Origin of the sequence: Streptococcus mitis bv. 2 str. SK95, assembly GCF_000222705.1 — a bacterium.
GTDB lineage: Bacteria > Bacillota > Bacilli > Lactobacillales > Streptococcaceae > Streptococcus > Streptococcus mitis_AY.
Genome location: NZ_AFUB01000015.1, coordinates 26,615 through 52,680, shown reverse-complemented (window position 1 = coordinate 52,680; position 26,066 = coordinate 26,615). Strand labels below are relative to the sequence as shown.

The 26,066-nt window shown below is 43.7% G+C and carries 24 protein-coding genes and 1 other RNA gene; 5 read left to right on the top strand and 20 right to left on the bottom strand.

The genetic code is table 11. From position 1 onward, the window contains the following. Positions 1 to 14 precede the first annotated feature (14 nt). The 3 genes from HMPREF9965_RS04800 to zapA all read right to left on the bottom strand — a co-directional run bounded on the left by HMPREF9965_RS04800 (position 15) and on the right by zapA (position 3,312). The gene (locus tag HMPREF9965_RS04800; protein WP_001092916.1) at positions 15 to 2,351 is read right to left on the bottom strand and encodes an endonuclease MutS2; all 2,337 of its coding nucleotides are present in this window, start codon (positions 2,349 to 2,351) and stop codon (positions 15 to 17) included. Between the two features lie 113 nt (positions 2,352 to 2,464). Continuing rightward, on the bottom strand, positions 2,465 to 3,013 hold the full coding sequence (locus tag HMPREF9965_RS04795; protein WP_000623529.1) for a CvpA family protein: 549 nt from the start codon (positions 3,011 to 3,013) through the stop codon (positions 2,465 to 2,467). Beyond that, positions 3,010 to 3,312: a cell division protein ZapA gene (gene zapA / locus HMPREF9965_RS04790; RefSeq protein ID WP_000002027.1), complete on the bottom strand. Its 303-nt coding sequence runs from the start codon at positions 3,310 to 3,312 to the stop codon at positions 3,010 to 3,012. Before zapA ends, HMPREF9965_RS04795 begins: the two co-directional genes overlap by 4 nt. 86 nt (positions 3,313 to 3,398) lie before the next feature. Here zapA and rnhC point away from each other — a divergent pair, with 86 nt between their 5' ends. The 3 genes from rnhC to HMPREF9965_RS04775 all read left to right on the top strand — a co-directional run bounded on the left by rnhC (position 3,399) and on the right by HMPREF9965_RS04775 (position 7,421). After that, positions 3,399 to 4,280 (top strand): ribonuclease HIII, encoded by an 882-nt coding sequence (gene rnhC, locus HMPREF9965_RS04785; RefSeq protein WP_000146845.1) that lies wholly within the window; start codon positions 3,399 to 3,401, stop codon positions 4,278 to 4,280. Positions 4,281 to 4,283: 3 nt separating this feature from the next. Further along, positions 4,284 to 4,898 carry a signal peptidase I gene (lepB, locus tag HMPREF9965_RS04780; protein WP_001105832.1) on the top strand — a complete coding sequence of 205 codons (615 nt, stop codon included), beginning with the start codon at positions 4,284 to 4,286 and terminating at the stop codon, positions 4,896 to 4,898. A 156-nt stretch (positions 4,899 to 5,054) separates the two neighbouring features. After that, the gene (locus HMPREF9965_RS04775) at positions 5,055 to 7,421 is read left to right on the top strand and encodes an ATP-dependent RecD-like DNA helicase (RefSeq protein ID WP_000454460.1); all 2,367 of its coding nucleotides are present in this window, start codon (positions 5,055 to 5,057) and stop codon (positions 7,419 to 7,421) included. A gap of 47 nt (positions 7,422 to 7,468) precedes the next feature. Here the strand turns inward: HMPREF9965_RS04775 and tig are convergent, their stop codons facing one another. The 17 genes from tig to HMPREF9965_RS04695 form a co-directional block, all read right to left on the bottom strand. Next, positions 7,469 to 8,752 (bottom strand): trigger factor, encoded by a 1,284-nt coding sequence (gene tig / locus HMPREF9965_RS04770; protein ID WP_000116501.1) that lies wholly within the window; start codon positions 8,750 to 8,752, stop codon positions 7,469 to 7,471. Between the two features lie 92 nt (positions 8,753 to 8,844). Further along, positions 8,845 to 9,501 carry a DNA alkylation repair protein gene (locus HMPREF9965_RS04765; RefSeq protein WP_000060523.1) on the bottom strand — a complete coding sequence of 219 codons (657 nt, stop codon included), beginning with the start codon at positions 9,499 to 9,501 and terminating at the stop codon, positions 8,845 to 8,847. Then, the gene (locus HMPREF9965_RS04760; protein WP_000698405.1) at positions 9,502 to 10,134 is read right to left on the bottom strand and encodes a response regulator transcription factor; all 633 of its coding nucleotides are present in this window, start codon (positions 10,132 to 10,134) and stop codon (positions 9,502 to 9,504) included. It abuts the gene before it with no gap. A 10-nt stretch (positions 10,135 to 10,144) separates the two neighbouring features. Continuing rightward, positions 10,145 to 11,143, bottom strand: coding sequence for a sensor histidine kinase (locus tag HMPREF9965_RS04755; RefSeq protein ID WP_000744940.1), 999 nt, complete (start codon positions 11,141 to 11,143; stop codon positions 10,145 to 10,147). Further along, entirely contained in the window at positions 11,140 to 11,838 is a 699-nt protein-coding gene (liaF, locus tag HMPREF9965_RS04750) for a cell wall-active antibiotics response protein LiaF (RefSeq protein ID WP_000714493.1), read from the bottom strand. The genes HMPREF9965_RS04755 and liaF overlap by 4 nt, the downstream gene beginning before the upstream one ends. 166 nt (positions 11,839 to 12,004) lie before the next feature. After that, positions 12,005 to 13,006, bottom strand: a complete 1,002-nt coding sequence (fni, locus tag HMPREF9965_RS04745; protein ID WP_000154657.1) for a type 2 isopentenyl-diphosphate Delta-isomerase — start codon at positions 13,004 to 13,006, stop codon at positions 12,005 to 12,007. Continuing rightward, positions 12,990 to 13,997 (bottom strand): phosphomevalonate kinase, encoded by a 1,008-nt coding sequence (locus HMPREF9965_RS04740; protein WP_000562394.1) that lies wholly within the window; start codon positions 13,995 to 13,997, stop codon positions 12,990 to 12,992. Before HMPREF9965_RS04740 ends, fni begins: the two co-directional genes overlap by 17 nt. Then, on the bottom strand, positions 13,984 to 14,937 hold the full coding sequence (gene mvaD, locus HMPREF9965_RS04735) for a diphosphomevalonate decarboxylase (RefSeq protein ID WP_000375366.1): 954 nt from the start codon (positions 14,935 to 14,937) through the stop codon (positions 13,984 to 13,986). The genes HMPREF9965_RS04740 and mvaD overlap by 14 nt, the downstream gene beginning before the upstream one ends. Beyond that, positions 14,919 to 15,797 (bottom strand): mevalonate kinase, encoded by an 879-nt coding sequence (mvk, locus tag HMPREF9965_RS04730; protein ID WP_000163301.1) that lies wholly within the window; start codon positions 15,795 to 15,797, stop codon positions 14,919 to 14,921. Before mvk ends, mvaD begins: the two co-directional genes overlap by 19 nt. Before the next feature lie 117 nt (positions 15,798 to 15,914). Then, on the bottom strand, positions 15,915 to 16,892 hold the full coding sequence (locus HMPREF9965_RS04725; protein WP_000713622.1) for an N-acetylmuramoyl-L-alanine amidase family protein: 978 nt from the start codon (positions 16,890 to 16,892) through the stop codon (positions 15,915 to 15,917). A gap of 99 nt (positions 16,893 to 16,991) precedes the next feature. Continuing rightward, entirely contained in the window at positions 16,992 to 17,681 is a 690-nt protein-coding gene (locus HMPREF9965_RS04720; protein WP_000518002.1) for a response regulator transcription factor, read from the bottom strand. Between the two features lie 11 nt (positions 17,682 to 17,692). Next, the gene (gndA, locus tag HMPREF9965_RS04715) at positions 17,693 to 19,117 is read right to left on the bottom strand and encodes an NADP-dependent phosphogluconate dehydrogenase (protein WP_000158802.1); all 1,425 of its coding nucleotides are present in this window, start codon (positions 19,115 to 19,117) and stop codon (positions 17,693 to 17,695) included. A 75-nt stretch (positions 19,118 to 19,192) separates the two neighbouring features. Beyond that, positions 19,193 to 20,638, bottom strand: coding sequence for a cell division site-positioning protein MapZ (mapZ, locus tag HMPREF9965_RS04710; protein ID WP_000039116.1), 1,446 nt, complete (start codon positions 20,636 to 20,638; stop codon positions 19,193 to 19,195). 12 nt (positions 20,639 to 20,650) lie between these two features. After that, positions 20,651 to 21,808, bottom strand: coding sequence for a THUMP domain-containing class I SAM-dependent RNA methyltransferase (locus HMPREF9965_RS04705; protein ID WP_000711361.1), 1,158 nt, complete (start codon positions 21,806 to 21,808; stop codon positions 20,651 to 20,653). Positions 21,809 to 21,892: 84 nt separating this feature from the next. Further along, positions 21,893 to 22,274, bottom strand: an RNA gene (gene rnpB, locus HMPREF9965_RS12700) — RNase P RNA component class B. A 20-nt stretch (positions 22,275 to 22,294) separates the two neighbouring features. Continuing rightward, positions 22,295 to 22,624 (bottom strand): cell division regulator GpsB, encoded by a 330-nt coding sequence (gene gpsB / locus HMPREF9965_RS04700; RefSeq protein WP_000146526.1) that lies wholly within the window; start codon positions 22,622 to 22,624, stop codon positions 22,295 to 22,297. A gap of 69 nt (positions 22,625 to 22,693) precedes the next feature. Beyond that, on the bottom strand, positions 22,694 to 23,221 hold the full coding sequence (locus HMPREF9965_RS04695; protein ID WP_000205312.1) for a DUF1273 domain-containing protein: 528 nt from the start codon (positions 23,219 to 23,221) through the stop codon (positions 22,694 to 22,696). 66 nt (positions 23,222 to 23,287) lie between these two features. On the opposite strand from HMPREF9965_RS04695, the gene recU reads away from it, so the two are divergent. Both recU and pbp1a read left to right on the top strand, forming a co-directional pair. Further along, positions 23,288 to 23,884, top strand: coding sequence for a Holliday junction resolvase RecU (gene recU / locus HMPREF9965_RS04690; protein WP_000248771.1), 597 nt, complete (start codon positions 23,288 to 23,290; stop codon positions 23,882 to 23,884). Continuing rightward, positions 23,881 to 26,028 (top strand): penicillin-binding protein PBP1A, encoded by a 2,148-nt coding sequence (gene pbp1a, locus HMPREF9965_RS04685; RefSeq protein ID WP_001041844.1) that lies wholly within the window; start codon positions 23,881 to 23,883, stop codon positions 26,026 to 26,028. The genes recU and pbp1a overlap by 4 nt, the downstream gene beginning before the upstream one ends. The last annotated feature ends 38 nt before the right edge of the window (positions 26,029 to 26,066 follow it).

Here is a 26,066-nt window from a genome sequence, read left to right as displayed (position 1 = left end):
ACTCCTTCTTCTCTCTATCCTTTAAAGGTCACAATAGTGGCGCCGCTGCCTCCAGCATTCTGTGGGGCATAGCCGAAACTCTTGACATGCTTGTTTCTTTGTAGGTATTTGGTGACGCCCTCACGGATGACTCCCGTACCGATACCGTGAATGATGTCAACTTGGGCCATATTGTTAAGCAGGGCTTGGTCGATAAAGGCGTCCAGCTCATTCATGGCTTCTTCGTACCGTTTGCCTCGGAGATCCAGTCTGGCTTGCGGACCACGACCAGATGCACGTTTCACAACATTGACTTGTTTTTTCTTGACTGGGGCTTCTTGTTGGGCCTGAACAAGGTCAAATTCTTTCTCTTCCAAGGTCATCTTGATCAAACCGACTTGGGCTTCCCAACGGCCGTCCTTGAGCTGATTGGTCAAGGTACCACGTTGGCCATAACTGAGAACCACGATATCATCCCCCACCTTTGGAGCTCGTTTTTTCTTGGCCTTTTGAAGGACCTTGTTTTTAGACAAGTCAACTTTTTCAGGGGCCAATTTTTTCAGCTCAGCCTTGGCTTCAATGATTTCATGGGGTTTGAGTTGAGACTTACTGTGTAGGTTCTTGAGAATCTGATCACTCTCACTTAGCGCTAGTTCCACAATCTCAGCAGCTTGTTCACGCGCCTTGTTAAGCTCAGTTTCCTTTTCACGATTGAGCTCGTTGTAAAGTTTTTTGAGTGCTCGATTCATCTTGAGGTTTTCTTGCTCCACCTCACGGATATTGTCCAAGCGTTTACGGCTTTCAAGCGTTTGCTCCTCCAATTGTTCAATGATGCGGTTGACGTCATTATCTTGGTTGACCTGCTGGCTGGCATCCCCGACGATGACATCTGACAAGCCCAGGCGCTTAGCAATTTCAAAGGCATTACTTCGGCCAGGAACTCCCTGCATAAAGCGATAGGTCGGACGCAAGCTGGCTGTATCAAACTCCATGCTGGCATTTTGCACAAAGGCTGTCTCGATACCATAAGCCTTGAGCTCTGGATAGTGGGTCGTCGCCATGGTCTTAACCTGACGAAGACGAAGATCCTCCAGAATAGCCATAGCAAGGGCTGCTCCTTCCTGCGGATCGGTACCTGCCCCGAGTTCATCTAGCAATAAGAGCGAATGTTTGTTGACCTTGCCAAGAATATCTACGATATTGGTCATGTGGCTCGAGAAGGTAGACAAGCTTTGCTCGATAGACTGCTCATCCCCAATATCTGCGAAGATTTCTTCGAAAATACCGACACGGCTCCCCTTATCAGCTAAAATGGGCAAGCCTGACTGGGCCATGAGTTGGGTCAAGCCCAAGGTTTTGAGCATGATGGTCTTCCCACCCGTATTGGGACCTGTAATGACAATGGCCGTTAATTCCTTGCCAAAGTGTACATCGTTTGCCACTGCATTTTTGACCAAAGGATGGCGAACATGAAGGAGTTGAATTTCTTGATTCTCTGAAAGTTGAGGAACGACTGCTTGTCTTTCTTGAATGAAACGCACCTTTGCACGAATCAGATCCAGATGGCCGATAATCCAAGCGTCATTAGCAATCTCTGCTGCATGAGGGCGGACGCGTTCTGAAAGCTCCTGTAGGATACGAATCATCTCATAGCGTTCGTCTGCTCGCAAACTAGCGATTTCTTCGCTCAGTTTCACGACCTCACGTGGCTCGATATAGACCGTGTTTCCGCTGGCAGAGATGTCATGAACAACACCTGCAATCTTGTTACGATAGGTGTTCTTGACAGGTAAAACCTGACGACCATTTCTGCTAGCGATTATCCCTTCGGTCAACATCTGCGCTTTTTGTTTAAGTAAGTCTTGCAAGACATCTCGGACCTGACTCTCGCTATCATGGATTTTCCGACGGATGCGTGCTAGCTCTTCACTGGCGAAATTTTCGATAAATCCTGCATCATTTAGGGATTGAAGACTCCCTTGCAAGTGTGGAAAATCATGCAGTTTTTCAAACCATTTCGCCAGCTGCTCCAAGCGTACATTTTCAAGATTGGCATAAAAACCTTGCAACTCTCTGCTAGCAAGCAAGGCCCGTTTGAGGAGCAGGAACTCCTCAATATTGAGGTCCGCCCCCATCTCCAGACGCTTGCAGACAGCTGAAATCTCACGTGTCGCTAGGATGGTAAAGTGGGGTTGCTCCACAAATAGGGCTTGCATTTCCTCCATCTCTGTAAAGGCTTGTTTAATCTTATCCGCCTTGGCAGTTGGAGCCAAGCCTTTTAACTCCTCTAGTCCTTGTTCTGTCAGGAGATGAGGTTCAAACAAGGCCTTGATTTTATTAAATTCTAAGGTTTCTAGTATTTTTGTATTCATATTTTTTCCTTGTGTATTTGTTTACAAAATCGTAGCAACTAGAGGTTTTTGACCTTTACCTAACCCTAGTCGTCCAATCTGTAAACAAAGGGCTAGGAAAAATCCTGCCCTTTTTATCCGATTAAATTTGTCACCCAGAGTTGTTTGATAAAGTTTGTCGTAAAGGGGATACTTTGGATGATGTGTTTAGCTACGATACTTTTTTCAAGTGAATTTTGAACGGCTGCTATAGGTACAGTTGCAAGAATGGTCAAAGCCATTTGCAAGACAAATAAGGTTACCAATAGCGACAAAGCCCCCGCACTAACCCGGAACCACTTGCCACCTAGTGTTTTAACTGGAATCAAATGAAGAAACAAACCGATAAAACGTCCGATACTGTAACAAATTCCGAAAACTAAGAGGTAGGCCAGACCCGCATAAAAGACTTTATCTAGTTGAAAAAGCTGGGCTGAAGGGAAGAAAAAGGTACCCTGTCCTTCCTGAGGATTGGCATAAGGGACAATCAAGTGAAGTTGATCGCCCAGTGATTTATAAAACTGCCCCGCAACAAAGGCTGAAATCACTGCCACGAGGAAATAATAAACTTGCAGCACCAGACCTCTACAGTAGCCGATGTAAAAACCCCAAGCTAAAACCAGTAAGAGAAGGATCGAAATCATAGGGAATCCTCAATCTTGCTCTGCTCTTGCTTGACTGCCACTAGCTTATTTCGAAGGTCTTTAAGCTCCTGCTCCTTATCGTCAAACTCAATCTCACGACTAAGCTGAGTTGAAAGACTATTGATGGCTAAAAGAAGCGCTATGGTTTCATCATCTGCCCCAGGCATTTGTTCCTTAATTGCTTGGTATTTTTCAGTCGCAACCTTGGCAATTTCCTCCATAAAGAGGTTGTCATGCTCGGTTGTCAAGGTCAATGTTTTTTTCCCGAATGTAAACTTATATCGATTTAGATTTGCCATAAAATTCACCTCACGATATTATACCAAATTTCGCTAACTTTGTCAGTTTTTACCAATTCTCCTGCTTTTGTGGTACAATAGAGACTATGGCAAGTATCACACTCACACCAAATGAACAGGAAATTCAGAGCTTTTTAAGTCAGTATCAGAAGGCTCTCAGTCCTAGTAAAAATCCTTATATTCGCTATTTTTTGCGACTGCCTCAGGCAACAGTTTCCATCTATACTTCTGGAAAAGTCCTCCTGCAGGGCGAAGCTGCTGAGCAATACGCCAGTTTCTTTGGCTATCAAGTCCGACAAGAAAACAGTGGACAAGATTTTCCTATGATTGGGACTGATGAGGTGGGAAATGGTTCCTACTTTGGTGGGCTTGCTGTCGTGGCTTCCTTCGTGACAGCTGACCAGCATGACTTCTTGCGAAAACTCGGCGTGGGGGATTCAAAGACCCTAACAGATCAAAAGATTCGTCAGATCGCCCCTGTCCTCAAGGAAAAAATCCAGCACCAAGCGCTCCTTCTCTCACCGAGCAAGTACAACGAAGTTATCGGAGAGCGTTACAATGCTGTTTCTGTAAAAGTTGCCCTTCACAATCAGGCTATCTTTCTCCTTCTCCAAAAAGGAGTCCAGCCAGAAAAAATCGTGATTGATGCTTTTACAAATCCTAAAAACTATGACAAATACTTGGCGCAAGAAGCCAACCGTTTTCCAAACAAGGTTAGTTTGGAAGAAAAAGCCGAGGGAAAATACCTGGCTGTTGCGGTTAGCTCTATCATCGCGCGGGATCTCTTCCTCGAAAACTTGGAAAATCTTGGACGAAAACTAGGCTATCAACTGCCAAGTGGCGCTGGAACTGCTTCTGATAAGGTTGCGAGCAAAATCCTTCAAGCCTATGGCATGAAAGGGCTCAACTTCTGTGCCAAGCTTCATTTTAAAAATACTGAAAAAGCCAAAGCACTTCTAGAAAGGTAAGTTATGAATTATTTTAAAACATTTCTAAAAGAGTGGGGACTTACGTTCCTCATCATTATACTAGTTGGTCTCAGTCGTCTCTTTCTCTGGACCAATGTCCGTGTGGAAGGGCACTCTATGGATCCGACCCTAGCTGATGGAGAGATTCTCTTTGTCGTCAAACACCTCCCTATTAACCGCTTTGACATTGTAGTTGCTCATGAAGATGATGGAAATAAAGACATCGTTAAACGCGTCATCGGCATGCCCGGTGATACCATTCGCTACGAAAACGACAAGCTCTTTATCAACAATCAAGAAACTGACGAACCTTACCTAGCAGACTACCTCCAACAGTTTAAAAATGATAAACTACAAAGCGCCTATTCGGGGAAAGGCTTTGAAGGGGATAAGGGTGTCTATTTTAGAAGTCTAGCCCAGAAAGCCCAGGCCTTTACTGTCGATGTAAATTTCAACACCAGCTTCAGCTTTACCGTACCCGAGGGTGAGTACCTCCTCCTTGGAGATGACCGTTTGGTTTCTAGCGACAGTCGCCATGTTGGAACCTTTAAAGCCAGTCAAATCAAAGGAGAAGCCAAATTCCGTTTCTGGCCACTCAACCGTATCGGAATTTTTTAAAACCAGCAACTAGATGCTGCGATAGTCTTTTTGAGTTAGTTTTTAGGATTAGATTGCATAGATTGCAACTTGGCAATATCTTGTATCAAGCCCAAATCCAAGAAAAGCCTAACTGAGAGCTCTATCCCAGCTCTTTTTCTATCAAAAAGGAAACCTATGGAAGTTTATTTTTCAGGCACCATTGAACGCATTATTTTTGAAAACCCCAGTAATTTTTATCGCATCCTCCTCCTAGATATCGAAGATACCAATGCGGAGGACTTTGACGATTTTGAAATCATCGTTACGGGAACTATGGCTGACGTGATTGAGGGCGAAGACTACACTTTTTGGGGGCAAATCGTTCAACACTCCAAGTACGGAGAACAACTGCAAATCAGCCGCTATGAGCGAGCAAAACCGACTCGAAAAGGGCTTGTCAAATACTTTTCCAGCAGCCATTTCAAGGGAATTGGTCTCAAAACTGCTCAAAAAATCGTAGATAGCTATGGTGAAAATACCATAGACGAAATTCTGGAGCATCCTGAAAAGCTGGAAAGCATTGCAGGACTCTCTGCCAAAAATCGTGAAGCTTTCCTCTCTACACTTCGTCTCAACTATGGGACAGAGATGGTCTTGGCAAAACTTGCCAACTACGGCATTCCTAATAAACTAGCCTTTCAGATTCAAGACTTCTACAAGGAAGAAACGCTGGATATTGTCGAAAACTATCCCTACCAACTGGTTGAGGATATCAAGGGCTTGGGATTTACCATTGCTGACCAATTGGCTGCCGAGCTAGGTATCGAAAGTCAAGCTCCTGAACGCTTCCGTGCTGGCCTTGTCCATAGTCTCTTTCAAGGTTGTATGGATACAGGCGATACCTATATGGAAGCCCGAGATTTGCTGGAACAAACCCTGACTCTCCTCGAGTCTTCCCGTCCCGTGGAACTCGATCCTAGCCAAGTTGCCCAAGAACTCTCCTACCTCATCAAAGAAGACAAGGTTCAGCAGATTGATACCAAAATCTTTGATAACAGCCTCTTTTTCGCCGAGGAAGGCATTCGCAGTCACTTGGTTCGTATCCTTGAAAAAGGAAAACAGAAGAGCCAGGATTTAGAAACCATTCAAAAGCATATCGCTACTGTCGAGCAGGAGCTAGGTATCCAATACGATAGCATCCAAAAACAGGCTATCTGTGACGCTATCCAGAACAAGGTCTTTATCCTAACAGGTGGACCTGGTACAGGTAAGACGACTGTTATCAATGGGATTATCGCTGTCTATGCCCTCTTAGAAGGACTTGACCTCAGGAAAAAAAGCAACCTACCTATTCTTCTAGCAGCTCCAACTGGCCGAGCAGCCCGCCGTATGAACGAATTAACAGGTTTGCCTAGCGCTACTATACACCGTCATTTGGGAATGACAGGTGATGATGATACCAGCCATCTGGAAGATTATCTGGATGCTGATTTTATCATTGTAGATGAGTTTTCTATGGTGGATACTTGGTTAGCCAACCAACTCTTCTCCAACATCTCTTCTAACAGTAAAATCCTCATCGTGGGTGATAGCGACCAGCTACCTTCTGTCAGTCCTGGACAAGTCCTGGCTGACCTACTCCAGATACCCCTGATTCCCAAAACTCGCTTGGAACGGATTTACCGTCAGAGCGAAGAATCAACCATCGTTACCTTGGCTAGTCAAATTCGACAAGGCATCTTGCCAGCAGATTTCACCCAGAAAAAAGCAGACCGCTCCTACTTTGAAATTGCTAGTAGTCATATCCCAGCTACCATTGAGAAAATTCTTGGCGCTGCCCTCAGAAGTGGTATCCCGGCTCGCGATATTCAGGTGCTAGCGCCTATGTATCGAGGTACCGCTGGTATTGATGCCATCAACCAACTCATGCAAGAACTGCTCAATCCTCAGCAAAAGGGGCAAGTTAGCTTTGAAGCAACTCAGTGTCACTATCGAACAGGGGACAAGGTCATTCACCTAGTCAACGATGCCGAAGTCAATGTCTTTAACGGAGACCTAGGCTACATCACAGACCTGATTCCTGGAAAATACACCGAGTCCAAACAAGACGAGATTTTCATTGATTTTGATGGCAATGAGGTCATCTACCCACGTAACGAATGGTACAAGATTCGACTAGCCTATGCCATGAGTATCCATAAGTCTCAGGGAAGTGAGTTTCCCGTTGTCATCCTGCCCATCACCAGTGCTAGCAAGCGCATGCTGGAACGCAATCTCATCTATACAGCCATTACACGGACCAAGAGCAAGCTCATCCTTCTTGGTGAATTACAGGCCTTTGACTATGCAGTCAAGCATATCGGGACTGCCCGCAAGACCTATCTGATTGAGCGTTTTCAGGACCTGATAGAAAAGACTGACCAAACCAGCCCAGTCCCTACCGAAACGACAAATCATGAGAACTCTCCTCTATCCTACATCCTTACCGAGGAAAACTGGTCTAGCATCCCAGCAATGATCGGGATTACAGATGCAGACCTCAAAGAGATTTTTGGGAAATAGACCAGCAAAAAGCCCACCTAATCAGGTGGGCTTTTTCTCTTTCAAGATTATTTTACTGTTGCAGTGCTTGTGATCAATTCAACAGCTTTTTTGATTGCGATATCGTGTTTCAACATATCAGCTGAAAGCAAGTTTTGTACTTGTGCCACTTCCATGTTGTAAGTTGCAGCCAATTGTTCGATTTCTTTTTGGATTTCTTCTTCAGTAGCGTCAAATCCTTCAGCCTTCGCAACTGCTTCGATAACAAGGTTAGTCTTCGTACGTGACTCAGCTTCTGCTTCGTATTGTTTGTGAAGGTCTTCTTGAGTAGTTCCAGTGATTTGGAAGTACATGTCAGGATTGATACCTTGACGTTGCAAGTTTCCAAGGAATTCATTTACTGAGCGGTGAACTTCTTCGTGGATCATTTCTTCTGGAAGTTCTACGATTTCAGCGTTTTCTACAGCTTTATCGATTGCTGCGCCTTCAAGGGCATCTTTGTATGCTTCTTCTTTCGCAGCAGTCAATTCTTTGCGGTATTTTTCTTTCAATTCGTCAAGAGTTTCTACTTCTTCGTCGATATCTTTTGCAAGTTCATCGTCAAGAGCTGGAACTTCTTTTGCTTTTACTTCGTGGATAGTTGTCACGAATTTAGCTTCTTTACCTGCAAGGTCTTCTGCTTGGTAGTCTTCTGGGAATGTTACAACAACATCAACAGTTTCGCCAGCTGAGTGTCCTACCAATTGGTCTTCGAAACCAGGGATGAATTGACCTGATCCAAGTCCAAGTGAGAAGTTTTCACCTTTTCCGCCGTCAAATTCAACACCATCGATAGAACCAACGAAGTCAATCACAACAGTGTCGCCATTTTCAGCAGCACCTTCTTTGATAACCAATTCAGCCAAGTTGTTGCGTTCGCGTTCGATACGCTCTTCAACGTCAGCATCTGTAACTTCTTTTTCTACATCTACTGATACCTCAAGGTTTTTGTAGTCACCCAATTTTACTTCAGGTTTTGTCACGACTTCAGCAGTGATAACCCAGTCTTGACCTTTTTCCATTGAAGTGACGTCAATTTTTGGTTGCGCAACTACTTCAAGACCAGCTTCTTTTACAGCTGCTTCATAAGCGTTTGGCAAAAGAGCGTTCAACACATCTTGGTAAAGTGTTTCTTCACCAAATTTTTTATCAAAGATAGGACGTGGAAGGTGACCTTTACGGAAACCTGGAACGTTAAGAGTTTTCTTTACTGAGTTAAATACGCGGTCCAATTCTGGTTTGATTTGGTCTTGAGAGATTGTGAAAGTCAAGACTCCACGGTTTGTTTCTTTGTTTTCAAATGATACAGACATTCTGTCATTTCTCCTTAAAATTTTTTAAATACAGTCTATTATAACATAAACAAGCGACTTTTTTCAAGTAATGAATACGCTTTTCAATAGTACTAGAGGTACTTGCCTGCTTCCTTGATACTAAGTTCAGCCATTCTTTTCTTATTTTTTTCAATAAAACGTGCTACCCATTCGGGATTGGTTTTAGAGTAGTCTCTTAGAGCCCAGCCGATGGCTTTGTTGATGAAAAATTCTGTCTGGTCCAGATTGTTGATCAGGATCTTTTCCATCAGTTGGACATTCGTTTTCTCTTTTCTTAACAACTGGTGGTCAATAGCGACTCGTCTCAGCCAGATATTGTCTGATAGGCTCCATTTTAAAATCACTTCTTCAAGTTCCGGATGGTTAGCCACCAAACTTCCTACTACTCGATCTAGGATATCTACCGTGTCCCACCAAGACTTGGTCACGACCAGGCGCTCAAGCTTAGGCAAATCGTCCTTCGTTAGATAAGACTGCATGGTTTTCAAATAGTTGGCAGCCACATATTGGTATTCTCTAGGTCCCTTTTCCCAGCAAGTGTCTACAAAATCCCAATCGATCATCTTTGTTTTTTTCACTTCTGGAAAATACTTTTTATAGAGTGCATTTCTTTCAGGACCTGCAACGCCTAGAAAGGAAAATTGATGGCGCATATAGGTTTCCATGGAGCCTGCCTTTTTCGGATCTTTTGCCGCCTCTATCTCCCCAAGTAAATCTACAAGACTCATCTAAAAGTCCTCCTGTCCGACCAAGTGGTGCTGAAAGGCATAGACCGCCGCCTGGGTGCGATCGCTGACCTCAAGCTTGGCAAGAATGTTGGACACATGGGTCTTGACCGTCTTGAGAGAGATGAAGAGTTCATCTGCGATCCTCTGATTTTCATAACCCTTGGCGATGAGTTGAAGCACATCTCGTTCACGCGCAGTCAATTCCTCATGAAGCTCGATATGATTGCGGTGGTATTCGACCTTCTTGCTGACCTCTTGTTCAATGGCCAACTCGCCAGCAGCCACCTTACGGACAGCATGGAGCAATTCGTCTGCGCTAGAAGTCTTGAGCATATACCCCCTAGCACCAGCGTTCAAGACTGGCATGATTTTTTCATTGTCCAAGTATGAAGTCACAATCAAAATCTTGGCTTCAGGCCATTCTTTGAGGATGGCTAAGGTTGCATCAATCCCATTCATCTCAGGCATGACAATATCCATGACAATGACATCTGGGCGCAGTTCCAAGGCCAAGTCAATACCTTGAGCCCCATTGGCAGCTTCGCCCACAACTTCCACATCGTCTTGGAGATCAAAATAGCTTTTCAAGCCCAATCGAACCATTTCATGGTCATCTACCAGTAAAATTTTCATCTCTACTCCTTTATGATTCCTTGTCTAGCAGGGGAATACGGATATCAACCGCTAGTCCTTGCTTGGGAGCTGTCAAGAGTTGAACTGTTCCAGCCATATCTTCAACCCGCTCCTTGATATTTCGCAGTCCATAACTCAAGTCGTCTAAACTCCCTAACTGGAAACCAATCCCATTGTCCACCACCTTCAGCTGCAATTCAACATCCGTCTGATAGAGATAGACATCCAGACAAGATGCCTGGGCATGGCGTAGGGTATTGCTGATCAACTCCTGAAGAATGCGGAAGATATGTTCTTCAATCTTCTTGGGCAATTTAGACACATTCTGCTTGAGACTAACCTTGAGATCACTCTTGTCCTCTAGCTCTTTTAAGAGGATGTTAATCCCCTCAACCAAACTCTTCTCCTCCAACTCAACAGGTCGCAAATGTAGGAGCAAGACCCGCAAATCTTTCTGGGCTGTTTCTAGGATGGCTGCGACACTTTGCAACTGGGTCTGCATCTTTTCTCTATCAAGCTTCAAAGCCTGCTGGCTGACACCTGATAAAATCATATGGGCCGCAAACAACTCCTGACTAACCGTATCATGCAAGTCGCGTGCAATCCGCTTCCGTTCTTTCTCAATGATTGCTTCTTCCTTGACCAGGCTTTGATTTTCAGCCTTTTGAACAGCCTCTGTCAAGAGGTTGAGCTTGCCAGACAAGGATTGGAAACTAGCATCCAAATCTGGATCTGCAAAAGAAACCACCTCTTTTCCTGCTAGCAGTCGCTTGAGATTGACCTGCATTTTTCTGCGAGAAACTTCTTCCATCACGCGCCAAAAAAGGACAAAAAAGAAGCTCATGGAAAGGCTAAAGACCAAGACTAAGAAGATTAACTTTTCTGTTTTCTCAATATCTTGTAACAAATACGTCCAATCAAGATTTAAAATATCAAGTAAACTATTAGCCAAAAAGAGGATAAAGAGGAAAGAAGTCAGGCTGATTAACAGATACGATTGCTTTTTCATCCTCTGATTACCTCCACATCACCAACCATACTGGTTAGGAAAATTTTGACGCTCTTGTTACTCTTGAGGTAATCTCTGGTTTCCTGATGATAGTGTTCATTACGAAGTGCTCGCTTGGGTTGATGGAGGAAGGTTAGATCTCCATAGAGGCAGTTGACACTGAGACTAATTTCCACATCTACGGGCACGATAATTCTAGTCGTTCCGACCATTTTTCTAAGGATAATGACATTGTCATGATTGGTTAGGATGACTCTTTCTAGATGAATGGTGTCCTTGCCCATGAGGCGAAAGAGATTGATATCATCAAACTGGCAGGTCTGGTGACTAGAGAAATGATGGAGATTGCCAAACCAAGGATTGCGTTCATTTTTAACCATCACCACCTCCTCAAAGACCAAATCCGTCTCCTCTCTTTCTTGATTCATCATTGGATAGAGAAGAAAGAGACTGTAAATTACTGCCACAAAGATGGCTAAAATCACAAAGGGATTAAGCATGACGATAAAAAAGAAAAGAATAGTCGCTACAAGGAGGAGAACGTTGTTGCCCTCTTTACCTGTATAATAGCGTAGCAAGAGTAAAAAGAGGAACAGAATCAGCAGAAAACGCGAAAAATGCTCTGATACCATCAAAATCAGAGCTCCCGTCAAAAGACAGGCTTCAATAAATAAAAAGATTTGAAATTTTTTCATAGCTGTATCCTCTCCCTTCTATTTTATCACAATTCAAAAAAGGCACCTCGGTCTGAGGATGGAAAAAAGTGGTTGGACAGAAATAGCTCGTACAAGCTAGATTCCATCACCCCACTACGGTTGACAAAGAGATACAAAAAAGGACGGGTTCCTTGTCCCGACCTCTTTAGATCTGATCATTCGCTTCTTTTAGTTTTCCATATAGAATGTAATCTACTTTTTGCAGATCAGCTATAGTGGCACAGTTAAGGGCACACATGATCAAGCGTAAATCTGCTTTCCAACCTTGGATGATGCTAATCACTTCCTCGACCGAGTAGGTTTCAACCAATTCCAGAACGGTTCGTGACAATCCCACAGCCTTAGCTCCAAAGACCAGACACTTAATCATATCTAGTGGATGACGAACCCCACCGCTGACCAAGAGATCGACCTTATCTTTCCAGTCTTGAGCATTGAGAAGGGCTTGCATAGTGGACTGCCCCCATTGATTGAGGTAATCACGCTGACCACTGCGACGGTTTTCGATATAGGCAAAGCTGGTACCACCACGACCCGATAGGTCAAAGGTTCGAACACCCAGTTCATAGGCTCTCTCGATGGTCTTGACATCCATCCCAAAGCCCACTTCCTTTAAAACGATAGGAACAGGGATTTGCTTGCTATAATCTGCTAGATGCGATTGCCAGCTTCTGAACTTCCTTTCTCCCTCCGGCATGAGTAATTCCTGCATAACATTGACGTGCACTTGCAGGAGAAGAGGATTCATCGCTTGCACAGTCTGAAGTCCAAACTCGACAGGCTTGTCCAATCCAATATTGGTTCCAAGGAGGAGATTTGGATGGCTAGATTTGACAGAAAAAGTATCGTCTGTTGGATCCTTGAGGGCTGCGCTATAAGAACCCGTCACAAACAAAATCCCACAGGTTTCTGCCACCTGAGCTAGTTTTTGATTTATTTCTCTTCCCTTATCGCTTCCACCTGTCATGGCATTGATATAAAAAGGAAAGTCCCACTTGCGCCCTGCAAATTCTGTAGACAAATCAATCTCATCTAGGTCATAGAGCGGTAGCGAGGAGTGTATTAATTCAACCTCATCAAAGCTATTATAGGAGCTTTTTTGCTCAAGGGCATAGCGGATATGCTCATCCTTACGATTTATCGTCATGTCCTATCCTTTCTTGGTATAAGAGCTCAATCCCCAGATTGGCCCAACGGTTTTTTAGGGTTTCAGTTGATTGCTCATCAAAACTCAAGGCAATGCCACAGTCACCACCACCAGCGCCGCTACTCTTGGCAACAGCCAGCAAATCTTGACTGGCTTCTTTCAACTGTCTCAGCGAAGGTGTGTAAATATCTGGGCTCAAGCCTTCTAAGAGCTGACTGGCTGTTTCCACCTGCTCGATGATGTTTTCTGCATGCCCCTGCTCCAAGGCTTCTACCAAAGCAGATACCGTTGCTTTTGAGGAACTTAAAAAATTCTGGTCTATGTTTTGCTTGATTTGCTGGACCATGTCACTTGATACGGCCACTTGCTTGGTCCATCCCACTAGGAAATCACATTCTAGAGCTGGTTGCACTTGTGAGATAGAAAAGCCCCAATCACGCTCCAAAACTGTAGCCAAGTTTTCTTCTTGCAACCAAGCAGCTATCTTCTTTCGATCAAATGACTTGTAGAGAACCAAATCTTCTGCCACAATACAGGCAAGGTCTCCCATAGAACCATTGTCGCCTCGCTTGAGCAAGACCGAGCTAGCCAGCTTGAACAAGAGTTCCGGATCAACCGTAATATCATATAGAGCCAGCAGGGCCTTGATCACCAAGACAACGACGCTACCACTAGAACCCAGACCGAACTTTTTGCCTTCCCGTTCCATTTTCCCACGGATTTCCAAGGAAAAAGGTCGCAAAGTCTGACCGCGAACAGCAAGGAAGTCTCCCACCAAAGCAATCGTTTCTTGAATCAAGCTGTAGTCAGGATTTGGCGTCAAGTCCACTGCGAAATCAAACAAATCTGAGTAGATACGGTAGGTCTCAGAAAAAGCAATCTCAGCCTTCATATAGATGGGAATGGCCTTTATCAAGGCTAACTGTCCTGGCTCTAGAATAGCATACTCACCTGCCCAATAGAGTTTCCCGCAAGTTTTAACAGCAATCATCTTGGCTCAAATCCTTTGTTTTTGACACAATCAGGCGGTAACGTTGACCAAAGATTTCAGATAGATGATCCAAATCTTTCTCTTGACAGAGGACCTTGACATTGGGACCGGCATCCATGGTAAAGTAACAGGCTTCACCTTGCTCACGAAGCTGGCGAACAAAGTCCATGGCTTCATAGGAAGCATCCGTTAGATAAGAAAAGGCTGGACTAGCAGTCTTGGTCGTAGCGTGCATGGCTAGGGCATTTTTCTCCGTTAATTCCCCAACCTTAGCAAAATCATTCTCTTTGAGATAAACCAGCATATCCTGATAATCTTTCTCAGACTGGCGAACCCAATCATCAAAGGTCGTCGAAGTTTCCACACAGAGTTTCATCCCGTCACGACTAGAAATTGGTTTTTTCTTGTCCTCCAGCACCAACATAATCATAGCTAGTTTCAAGTCTGTCTCTACAGGGTAGATTTCCCCGCTATCCTTATCCCAGGCACCTAACGGTCCATAAAAACTGCGAGAGGACGACCCTGAGGCAAACTTAGCCTCCTGCGCCAACTGGCTCCGATTCAAACCAAGCTGGAAATAAGCATTGCAAGCCTTGACCAAGGCGGACAAACCACTAGAACTGGATGACAAGCCAGCCGCAGTCGGCATGTTGTTTTGGGTATCGATACGGACAAAACCCTCCCCAGCTGGACGGTAGCGGTCAATAATCTTGCTCATCTTAGCATGCTCCGCCTCATTTTGGAGCTGACCATTGATATAAAAGGCATCAGCAGTCGCATGGGCTGGTAGAGGCGACAAGGTCGTCTCTGTGTACATGTTTTCCAAAGTCAGAGAGATACTGCTAGTAGCAGGAACCATCTCTTTTTCTTTTTTCTTTCCCCAATATTTGATAATGGCAATATTTGCGTAGGAACGTACTGTTACAGGCTTTCGATCCATGTCTGAACAGCTCCTTTCTCTTCTAATCGTTTTGCTAGTTCTTGTGCTTGAGCTGGATTGGCCACCAAGGCGATAATACAGCCTCCTAGCCCACCCCCACTCATCTTGGCACCTAGAGCACCATTGCTAAGAGCCGTTTCAACAAGAGAGTCTGCTTCAGGACTGCTGACACCAATTTCTTTTAAATGTAAATGGGCTTGACTGAGGATTTGTCCCAATCCTTCAGCATCTTTTCGTCTAATCGCATCTTCTGCTTGCTGGGTCAATTCTCCCAAGGCATGCAAAAACGGAAGAGCATCCTTACTCTTACTTTGAACCACTTGGATGGCTTCACGAGTGTGACCATACACGCCCGTATCAGCAATCACCAAATAGGCAGATAGGTTCATCTCTAGCTCTGTAAAACCGACATTCTTGATAAAGCGAATGGGCTGGCCACTGAGGCAAGTCTTGGCATCCAAACCACTCGGATTCATATGAGCAATCATCTCAGCCCGATTGACCAAGATTTCTAATATAGCATGAGGCAGGTCGGCTTGATAGTAGTCAAAAACCGCACGAATGGCCGCTATGCTGATAGCCGCAGACGAACCCATCCCTCGTTTTTCAGGGATAGCCGAGTCAATCACACAGCGAATGCAAGCCTCTTTAATCTCTAAATATTCTAACGAAGCATACACAGCCATGGACAAGGTATCCTCCTCATAGAGACGCCAAGGACTCGCTGCAGGAACTACCTTACAAGTCACCTCCACCTCCAAAAGAGGCAGGGAAATGGCAGGATAACCGTAAACGACCGCATGCTCCCCTATTAAAATAATCTTACTATGTGCCTGACCGACACCAACTTTTTTTGTCATGTTTTCCTTTAACCAGACGGAAAGACCGTCTCATTTCATACAGTAGTATTTTCTCCTATCTATTTTATTATATTTTCACAAAAAAAGCGATTGTTTCCTTCACAATCGCCTCTTTCATTATTGAACCCATTCGCCATTATAGTTGACGTAGTAGCCATCCACTCTTGTACTAACTGCTAAAGCGCCTGAGTTATAAGCATAGTACCATTTGCCATTGACCTGGAACCAACCTGTCTTCATGTCACCATTATTTGCATGTAGGTAATACCAAGTCGAACCATCCTTAATCCAACCAGTTGCCATAGCTCCTGAGAAACGGAGATAGTACCACTTGTTACCGACATAAGCCCAGCCTGTCTTCATATCTCCATTTTGAGCATCTAGATAATACCAAGTTGAACCATCTTGATACCAGCCAGTTTCCATGGCTCCTGATGAACGGAGGTAGTACCACTTATTACCTAGATATTTCCAACCTGTTTGCATAATCCCAGTTGTTGGATCTAAATAGTACCAAGTCGAATCATCGTTTATCCAACCCGCACGTCTCTCACCACCAAGGTAGTCTTTCCCTAAATGACCTGTTTTTGCTAGATAGTACCAGTTAGATTGATCGTAGAGCCAACCTGTTTTTAAAGAATGATCTTCATTAAAGTAATAATTTGCTAATTTAAGAACTTCTGGGCCTTCAAAGCCTTCACCATGTTTTTTACCAACAGTTAATGAATCCTTAACCTCTAATTGTTGCCAGCCAACAAATTCTTGTAAAACCCCATCTTGATCAAAGTAGTACCATTTATATTGAAGGCCAATTTCGAAAACTGGACGATTATCAAATAAATCATCACGATAACCCGTCCCAGGAATTTCTAAGTATTGCCAACCAACTACCATTTCTCCATCATCAAAATAGTACATTTTACCGTCTATTTTATGCCAATAGATCGCTTTATGGTCATCTTTTATATAATATTTTCTATTGTCCTTATCAACAAACTGCCCACCTGTGGTATCCGCAAATACTGTACTTGTCGCTAGCAAGCCAAAGAAAAAGACTGCTAGTAAAACTTGCATCATTATTTTAAATTTTTTCATTAGATCTTTCCTCCGTAACTGATTGTAGTAAAGACTTTGCTGTATGTCAATATATAGAAATCGCTCAAAAAAAGCAGTTACACAACTGCAACTGCTTTTCTATTCTTGCATGGTGTAACCAACACCACGCACGGTTTTAATGTAGCTTTTTTGACCTTTTACATCAAGCTTGCTACGTAGATAACGGATATAAACATCCACGATATTGGTTTCTGTCGCACTTTCGTATTTCCAAACACTTTCCATTAGCTGCTCACGAGTCAAAACCTTCTTGCTTCCCATAAGAGTGGCCAAAAGGTCATACTCACGACGCGTCAGAGCAATCATCTCCTCGCCACGATAAACGGTATGATGTTCTACATCCATACGTAGGTTGCGGTAAGACGTTGGAACCTTCATCTGACTACAGTGTTGGTCAATGAAGTCCCGACCTCGGAAAATCGCTGAAATACGAGCCACCAGTTGATCAATAATCACTGGCTTATAGATGTAAGAAACGGCGAAGCGCTGGATTGTCTCAATCTGGTCTTGCAATTCTTCGCGATGGTCCAAGACCATGATCACTGAGGCAGGTTTTGTCCGACTCAGCCTCTCTGCAAAATCCTGGGCCGTCATATCCCCCAGATGAGCATTCAGTAAAATCAAGTCATAGTCCGTCTGGAGAGCCATGGAGAGGGCTTTTTGCCCCTCCTCGACCAGATCAACTCGGTATTGCTCTTTTTGGAGTTCCAGACTGAGAAAATGAGCGAGATTTCGTTCTTTCTCAAGTAATAAAATCCGTTTCCCCATGGCAGACCTACTTATTTTTCGTCATACCAAGAGTAGTGGAAGGTTCCTTCTTTGTCTTTACGTTGGTAAGTGTGGGCACCAAAGTAGTCACGTTGTGCTTGGATCAAGTTAGCTGGAAGGTCTGCCGAACGATAGCTATCAAAGTAAGTAATAGCTGCTGAGAAGGTTGGTACTGGTACACCAGCTTGAACAGCAAGAGCTACGATATCACGAACTGCTTGTTGGTACTTGGCAGTGACATCCAAGAAGTATTCATCCAAGAGAAGGTTGGCGAGGTCTGCATCACGGTTGTAAGCATCTGTGATCTTTTGCAAGAAACGAGAACGGATGATACAGCCATCACGCCAGATAGATGCGATGTCCGCAAATGGCAAGTTCCAGTTATTTTCTTTAGAAGCCACACGCAATTGAGCAAAACCTTGTGCGTATGAGATGATTTTTGAGAAGTAAAGGGCTTGACGAATCTTTTCGATCAACTCAGCCTTGTCACCTTCAAATTTGAAGGCAGCTGGTTTTGGAAGCACCTTGCTAGCATGTACACGCTCTTCTTTGTATGTAGAGATGTAGCGGGCAAATACGGATTCAGTGATGAGTGACAATGGCACACCAAGGTCAAGTGATGATTGACTCGTCCATTTACCAGTTCCCTTGTTGCCTGCAGCATCGAGAATGTAATCTACGATTGGTCCATCTTGACCTTCATCATCTTTACGGCTCAAGATATCAGCTGTGATTTCAATCAAATAGCTGTCCAATTCACCCTTGTTCCACTCAGTAAAGATTTCAGCCATGTCTTCTGCGGAAAGGCCAAGCAAGTGTTGCATGAGGTCATAGCTTTCTGCGATCAATTGCATGTCCCCATACTCGATACCGTTGTGAACCATTTTCACATAGTGACCAGCTCCATCAGGACCGATGTAAGTAACACATGGTTTGCCATCTTCAGGTGCTTTGGCTGAGATTTCTTCGAGAACATCAGCAACCAATTCGTAGGCTTCTTTTTGTCCACCAGGCATGATAGAAGGACCTTCAAGGGCACCTTTTTCACCACCAGAAACTCCAGTACCGATAAAGTTGATACCTGAGTTTGCTAGTTCTTCATTACGACGGATGGTATCTTTGTAGAAAGTGTTTCCTCCATCTATCAAGATATCACCCTTGTCAAGGTGTGGAAGAAGGGCTTGGATAGTTGCATCTGTACCAGGTCCAGCTTGAACCATCAGCATGATACGACGAGGTTTTTCGATAGATTGAACGAAAGACTCTACATCGTAACTAGGTACAAAGTTCTTTTCTGGATGGCAAGCAATCACGTCTTCTGTTTTTTCTTTACTACGGTTGTAAATGGCAACTGTATAGCCACGAGATTCGATATTTAGGGCAAGGTTACGACCCATTACGGCCATACCAACGACACCAAAGTTAGCTTTTGTCATGTGACACTCCTCTTGTTTAATATGTTTTATTTTATCATTTTTACCTATGAAAGGAAAGAATTTTGTAACGGACTCCTAGTAATCCAAATCATCTGCATGACCAGCTCCATTACCGACAAAGTATCCAGTCTTACAGTTGAGGGTGAAGAGATAGGTTCCATCTGGTTTGTAGAGGTTGTAATAACCATTTCCGTTTACGATATTGACCCGTTCTAGGATATATTGATTGCCAGTGATATAGCCACGAGCACGTGATGTTGCTAGGATTTGTTCCAAAACACCATCAGCAAAATTCCAGGCAGGGTTATTGCTATCCTCTACAGCTGATTGGTTGTAGGGTACACGACTAGCACTTCTTTGAAGATTAACCCCATCGCCAGACAAACCACCATTTGTGTCTCTAGCTGGTGCCGTGGTGCTTGTTGAAGGTGTCGTACTGCTTGCATTGCTCTCTGTAGTTGAACTTGAGCTTGCTTGACTCGTGCTAGAACTTGAGCTGGAAGCACTGGTTTGTTGACTCTTACCAAGACTAATGGCCTTATCTAACAGTTTATCTAGCTCTGTATTCCCTGTTTTAATTTCTGTAAATTTAGCATCTGCCTTGACCTTCGCATTGGTATCCAAGACACCATCAGTAATTGCTGGAGTTTCAAACTGATTATTCACTTCTTGCACAGCCTTGATTTGAGTTTCTAAACTATCATACTTAGATTTTGCAAGGGTATACTCTCGACTGCCTTCGAGTTTATCTAGTTGAGTCTTGAGTTGGTTCAACTTGTCAAACTGACTATTTTTCAAGGCTGTTTTATTAGCATCCGTATAAAAGGCATCGTAGAGAGTATTAAACTCTTGTAGAGTCGCTTGTGTTTCTTGATTACTAGAAGATGATTGAGAAGACTGGATAGCTTGGTTAGAGCGATTTACTTGGCGATAGATATAGTAACTACCTGCCAAGATAAGGGCTGCAGCCAAGGCTGAACCGATAACAAACACGCGCTTCTTTTTAGAATTAGAAGTTGTTTCTGATTCTGCCTGAGCTGAGCGTGAAAGTAGAGCTGTCTCTTCCTCTTCTTTCTCATCAGCAATCTCTGCCGGCTCTTGCTTTTCCAACACAAGCGGTTCCAAGTCTTGATTTTCCTCTCCCAAAGGAGGCAAAATCACATCCGAGCTTGTAGTTTCCACTGAGTCTGACACCGTTTCTTCTGAAACTGTATCGGGTTCCTCTATGATTGGCGCCGACTCTTCAGTGATTTCTGAGACTTCCTGTGTCAATTCTTCTTGAGTCTGAGTTGCTAGCAGTTCTTCTTTTTTAAATTGACGTGTTTCAAACTTGTCCGCCTCGATTTCCTCACGGTGCTGTTTGATGTATTTATCCAAGATATTGTCCTCAGGCAATACTCCAGCTTCAACTTCTTCATTTTTACGGATGACTTGACCAACTGTCAGATCTTTCGCCTCGTCAAAATCAAATTTGGATTCTTGATGCTCTTTTTTATGGCGATTGTGTCTTTTTTTACTCATCTGTCTTCCTTTCTACTTTACCTCTTGGCGTTTCACACGCTGACCAAAGTATTGATACAAATCCACTTTTAAGGTTCCGTTATAAAGTTTGCGCTTTTTATCCGCTGGACTTCCGTATTTGCTTTCAAAAGCTTCATCACTCGTCAGGATAAACTTACTCCAGGTTTTCAGTGGTGCAAAGACCTGTCCCATTTCAGCATAGAGCTTGGTAACTCCTGCATCATCCGACAAACGTTCACCATATGGTGGATTGGAAATGATAACACCATTTATCTTGTCTGAGCGCAAGTCCTGTACCCGCATTTGCTTAAAAGTGATATCACCTGCCACGCCTGCTGCTTGAGCATTGGCCTTAGCAATCTCAACCATCCGAGCATCAATATCACAGCCCATAATATCCAATTCTATCTCACGATCGATTTTCTTAGCAGCCTCTGTGCGAACTTCTTGGATTAACCGATCGCTGACCCAGTTCCATTCCTCAAAAGCAAAGGAACGGCGGAGGCCAGGAGCCATCTTTTTAGCTATCATAGCCGCCTCGATACAGAAAGTTCCTGAACCACAGGTCGGATCAATCAAGGGCTTGTCTGGATACCAGTTAGAGAGTTGTAAAATGGCTGCTGCCATGTTCTCTTTGATAGGAGCTCCACCCTTTTCCGTACGATAACCACGCTTAAAGAGGCTAGAACCTGTCGTGTCAATCATGACAGTCGCCACATCTTTAAGGATGGACACCTCTATCTTAAACTCGGGACCAGTTTCCATCAAGGGAACCCCTTCTGGACGGGCATAGTGCTTTTGCAGTTTCTTCACAACCGCCTTCTTGGAAATAGCCTGAACACTAGGCTCATTGTGAAGTTTAGACTTAACGCATTTAGCCTTGGAAATAGGGAAACGTGCCCCGAGCGGGAGATAGTTTTCCCAATCCAGAGCAAAAACTCCTTGGAAAAGCTCTTCAAAAGTCTTTGCAGGAAAGCTTCCAACTACAATCTTGATGCGATCCGCTGCACGAAGCCAGAGATTGGTCTCTATGATTGTTTTCACATCTCCTTGAAAACGGACACGGCCGTTTTCAACATGGCAATCATAGCCTAACTCTCGCACCTCACGTCCAACGACAGCCTCGAGCCCCGCTGCAGCAGTTGCGATTAAATTAAATTCTTTTTTCATTTTACAGTCTTGTAAGACCTTTCTTTTGTACACTTTAAAAAATGAGGTTGAGAAAGATTTCTCAGCCCCAACCTATATGCAATTTTCTATAAGCCATGTTTTGTTCCAGAAGTGACTAGGACCACTTCCTTCGATAATCATCTGTCTACCACTAGCAGCCTATAACTGATAGCAGTCAGAGTACTACGTTCGTTTCCGTGCACTCCATGCCCCGACCGAAATTTGGGTTGCTAGCTTGAGGGGTTTACCGCGTTCCACTCTCTCCGTTTCCAGAGAGACTCCGTCACTGTGGCACTTTCAAGCCTACTCTGACCTATCCGAAAACTTAGCCATTTCGACTGCCGTAACGATCTCTCGTCCCTAGGCTTATGGTTTCGCCTAGCACAAACACTACAGGCATCACAGCCTGTGCTAGCATGGACTTTCCTCATGAAAAGGGATTCTCTTCACGCGATTATCCAAAAATTGCATCTAATAGACACCTAATTATAACTCAGAATTGTCTACGATTTGCTTACCGAATACTTCTTTTTCAAGTCGATTCAATCGTTTCAAAATATCAAAATTTGTCATTGGAGTAGAACTTGTTACTTCGATAGAACTTTGTTGAGTAGAACTTGCCTGTGGCTTGTTAGACAATTCCTCCTTCAAATCAGCAATCTCCTGACGAAGAGATTTGACCAAAGCTGCGTAAGTCTCATAATCCTTGATCACATCATCTAGGAACTCGTCTACCTCTGCCTTACTATATCCGCGAACTTCACGTCCAAACTCTTGTTCAAAAATATCTTTTGCTGAAAAAATAATACTTGCCATTTCTCTCTCCATTCTTGATTGCTATTCTTATTATATAAAAAAAGACAAACAAAAATCAAGGTCAAAGCCTCATTTTTCGGAAAAATTTTCCACTATTTCGTTCAGATCCTCAAATGTTAATCTTTTTGTAACATAGCCTTCTTGATTTTTCATCATCTGGTAAAAATACTGTAACTTGGTTTCGTTTTCTTCGTCATAAAAGAGATAGCATCCATCCGTATTTTCCAGCAGAAATTTCTGATAATCGCGTAATTGTCCCTTGTGCTCATATTGTGGATAGGCATATTTGACAAAGTCAACCTGCTTGAACTCACTGAGTTTGATTTGATTGGCCTCATTCCAGTTACTACCATGGGTTTCAAAGGCAAAAATCGTTGCCAACTGAAAGCCATAGTCTGCTTTCATATCCTGTGCCACTTCCAGCACCCAGTACTCAAAGCCCAGAGTCCCTGTAAAAACAAGCCAGGTCACCCCTTCTTCTGCTAGACGTTCTAGGTCTCTGTGAATGGCTGTTTTGATAATATCAACGCGAATATCCTTGTCATTAAAGAGACCAAGGTCGAAGGCTGAATAGCCTAAAATCAAGGCTGTTGTCATTTTTAACCCTTTCTTTGTAAATTTATGATATAATAGAGTGATGTTATTGTACCAATAAGGAGAATTATGGTCAACTATCCACATAAACTTTCATCACAGAAGAGACAAGCACCCCCGTCACAAACTAAAAATTTCGCAAATCGGGGAATGTCTTTTGAAAAGATGATCAACGCTACGAACGACTACTATTTGTCGCATGGGTTAGCAGTGATTCACAAGAAACCGACTCCCATCCAAATCGTACGTGTCGACTATCCCCAAAGAAGTCGAGCCAAGATCGTTGAAGCCTACTTTAGACAAGCCTCAACTACTGACTATTCAGGGGTTTATGATGGATACTACATCGACTTTGAAGCAAAGGAAACCAGGCAAAAACATGCGATTCCGATGAAGAATTTTCATCTCCATCAGATCCAGCATATGGAACAAGTTCTTGCCCAGCAAGGAATCTGCTTTGTCCTCCTTCACTTTTCTTCTCAGCAAGAAACCTACTTATTGCCGGCCATTGATTTGATTCGTTTCTATCATCAAGATATGGGACAAAAGTCAATGCCACTTGGATATATTCGAGAAAATGGATATAGGATTGAGCCTGGTGCCTTTCCACAGATTCCCTATCTCGAAGTTATCAAAGAACATTTACTAGGTGGTAAAATAAGATGAACAAACAAACTTTCCTGCGAATAGTTAAGTATGTCAGTATCTGCCTCTTGACTGTATTTATCGCAGCTATTATGCTAGGTGGAGGCCTTTTTCTCTACTATGTAAGCAAGGCTCCGACCCTATCCGAAAGCAAACTAGTCGCTACAACGTCTAGTAAGATCTATGACAGCAAAAATGAACTGATCGCTGATCTGGGTTCTGAGCGCCGTGTCAATGCACAGGCTAATGAAATCCCTACGGAGCTGGTCAATGCAATTGTCTCTATTGAAGATCATCGTTTCTTTAGTCACCGAGGAGTAGATACGATTCGTATCCTAGGCGCTTCCTTACGAAACCTTCGTGGTGGGGGCGGTCTTCAAGGTGGTTCTACCTTGACACAGCAGTTGATTAAATTAACCTACTTCTCAACGTCAACATCTGACCAGACACTTTCACGTAAGGCTCAGGAAGCTTGGCTAGCCGTTCAGCTAGAACAAAAGGCGACCAAACAAGAAATCCTAACTTACTACATCAACAAGGTCTATATGTCCAACGGAAATTACGGGATGCAAACGGCAGCTCAAAGTTACTATGGCAAAGACCTCAAAGATTTGAGCATCCCTCAATTGGCCCTCCTTGCCGGAATGCCTCAGGCTCCAAACCAGTATGATCCATACTCGCATCCGGAAGCCGCCCAAGAACGGCGTAATCTCGTCCTCTCTGAGATGAAAGGGCAAGGTTACATTACAGCCGAACAATACGAAAAAGCGATTAATACTCCGATTACAGATGGACTTCAAAGCCTAAAATCAGCTAACAGTTATCCTCCATACATGGATAATTACCTCAAAGAGGTGATTGACCAAGTTGAACAGGAAACAGGTTACAACCTTTTGACTACGGGTATGGAAGTCTACACAAACGTTGATTCTAAGGTCCAACAACGTCTCTGGGATATTTACAATACGGATGAGTATGTCAACTATCCAGATGATGAGTTACAGGTGGCCTCTACTATCGTTGATGTCACAAACGGGAAAGTCATTGCCCAATTAGGTGCTCGCCACCAATCAAGTAACGTTTCCTTTGGAATAAACCAGGCTGTAGAAACTAACCGTGACTGGGGTTCTACCATGAAGCCTATTACAGACTATGCTCCTGCTTTGGAATATGGCGTTTATGACTCAACTGCTTCGATTGTTCACGATAGTCCTTATAATTACCCCGGAACCTCTACCCCTGTCTATAACTGGGATAAGAGTTACTTTGGAAACATAACACTCCAGTATGCTCTCCAGCAATCACGGAATGTGCCGGCTGTAGAAACGCTAGAGAAAGTAGGACTTGATCGCGCCAAGACGTTTCTAAATGGACTCGGTATTGACTATCCAAGCATACACTATGCTAATGCTATTTCAAGTAATACAACCGAATCTGACAAAAAGTATGGAGCAAGCAGCGAGAAGATGGCTGCGGCTTATGCTGCTTTTGCCAATGGCGGTATCTACCGCAAACCTATGTATATCAATAAGATTATCTTTAGTGATGGCAGTTCAAAAGAATTCTCTGATTCTGGTACACGTGCTATGAAAGAAACGACAGCCTATATGATGACAGATATGATGAAAACCGTTTTGGCATACGGAACTGGTCGAGGAGCCTACCTCCCTTGGCTACCACAAGCTGGTAAAACTGGTACGTCAAACTATACAGATGATGAGATTGAAAACTACATTAAAAATACGGGTTATGTAGCTCCGGACGAAATGTTCGTTGGCTATACTCGTAAATATTCAATGGCCGTTTGGACTGGTTACTCGAACCGCCTTACTCCTATAGTTGGTGATGGCTTCTATGTTGCTGCTAAGGTCTACCGTTCGATGATGACCTACCTCTCAACAGATGACCATCCAGGGGATTGGACCATGCCTGAAGGCCTTTACAGAAGCGGAGAATTTGTCTTTAAGAATGGAGCACGCAATACGTGGACCCCTTCATCATCTACACAACAAAGTTCGACATCTGAAAGTTCTAGCTCAACATCTGAGAGTTCGACTTCTCAGTCAAGTTCAACTACTCCAAGTACAAGTCAAACGCAGACGATTCCTCAACAATCAGGCACTGCACCTGCTGAGCAAAACCAACCAAGTCAACCACAACAATAAGTAAAATCCTGAGAAGTAAAATTCTCAGGATTTTTATT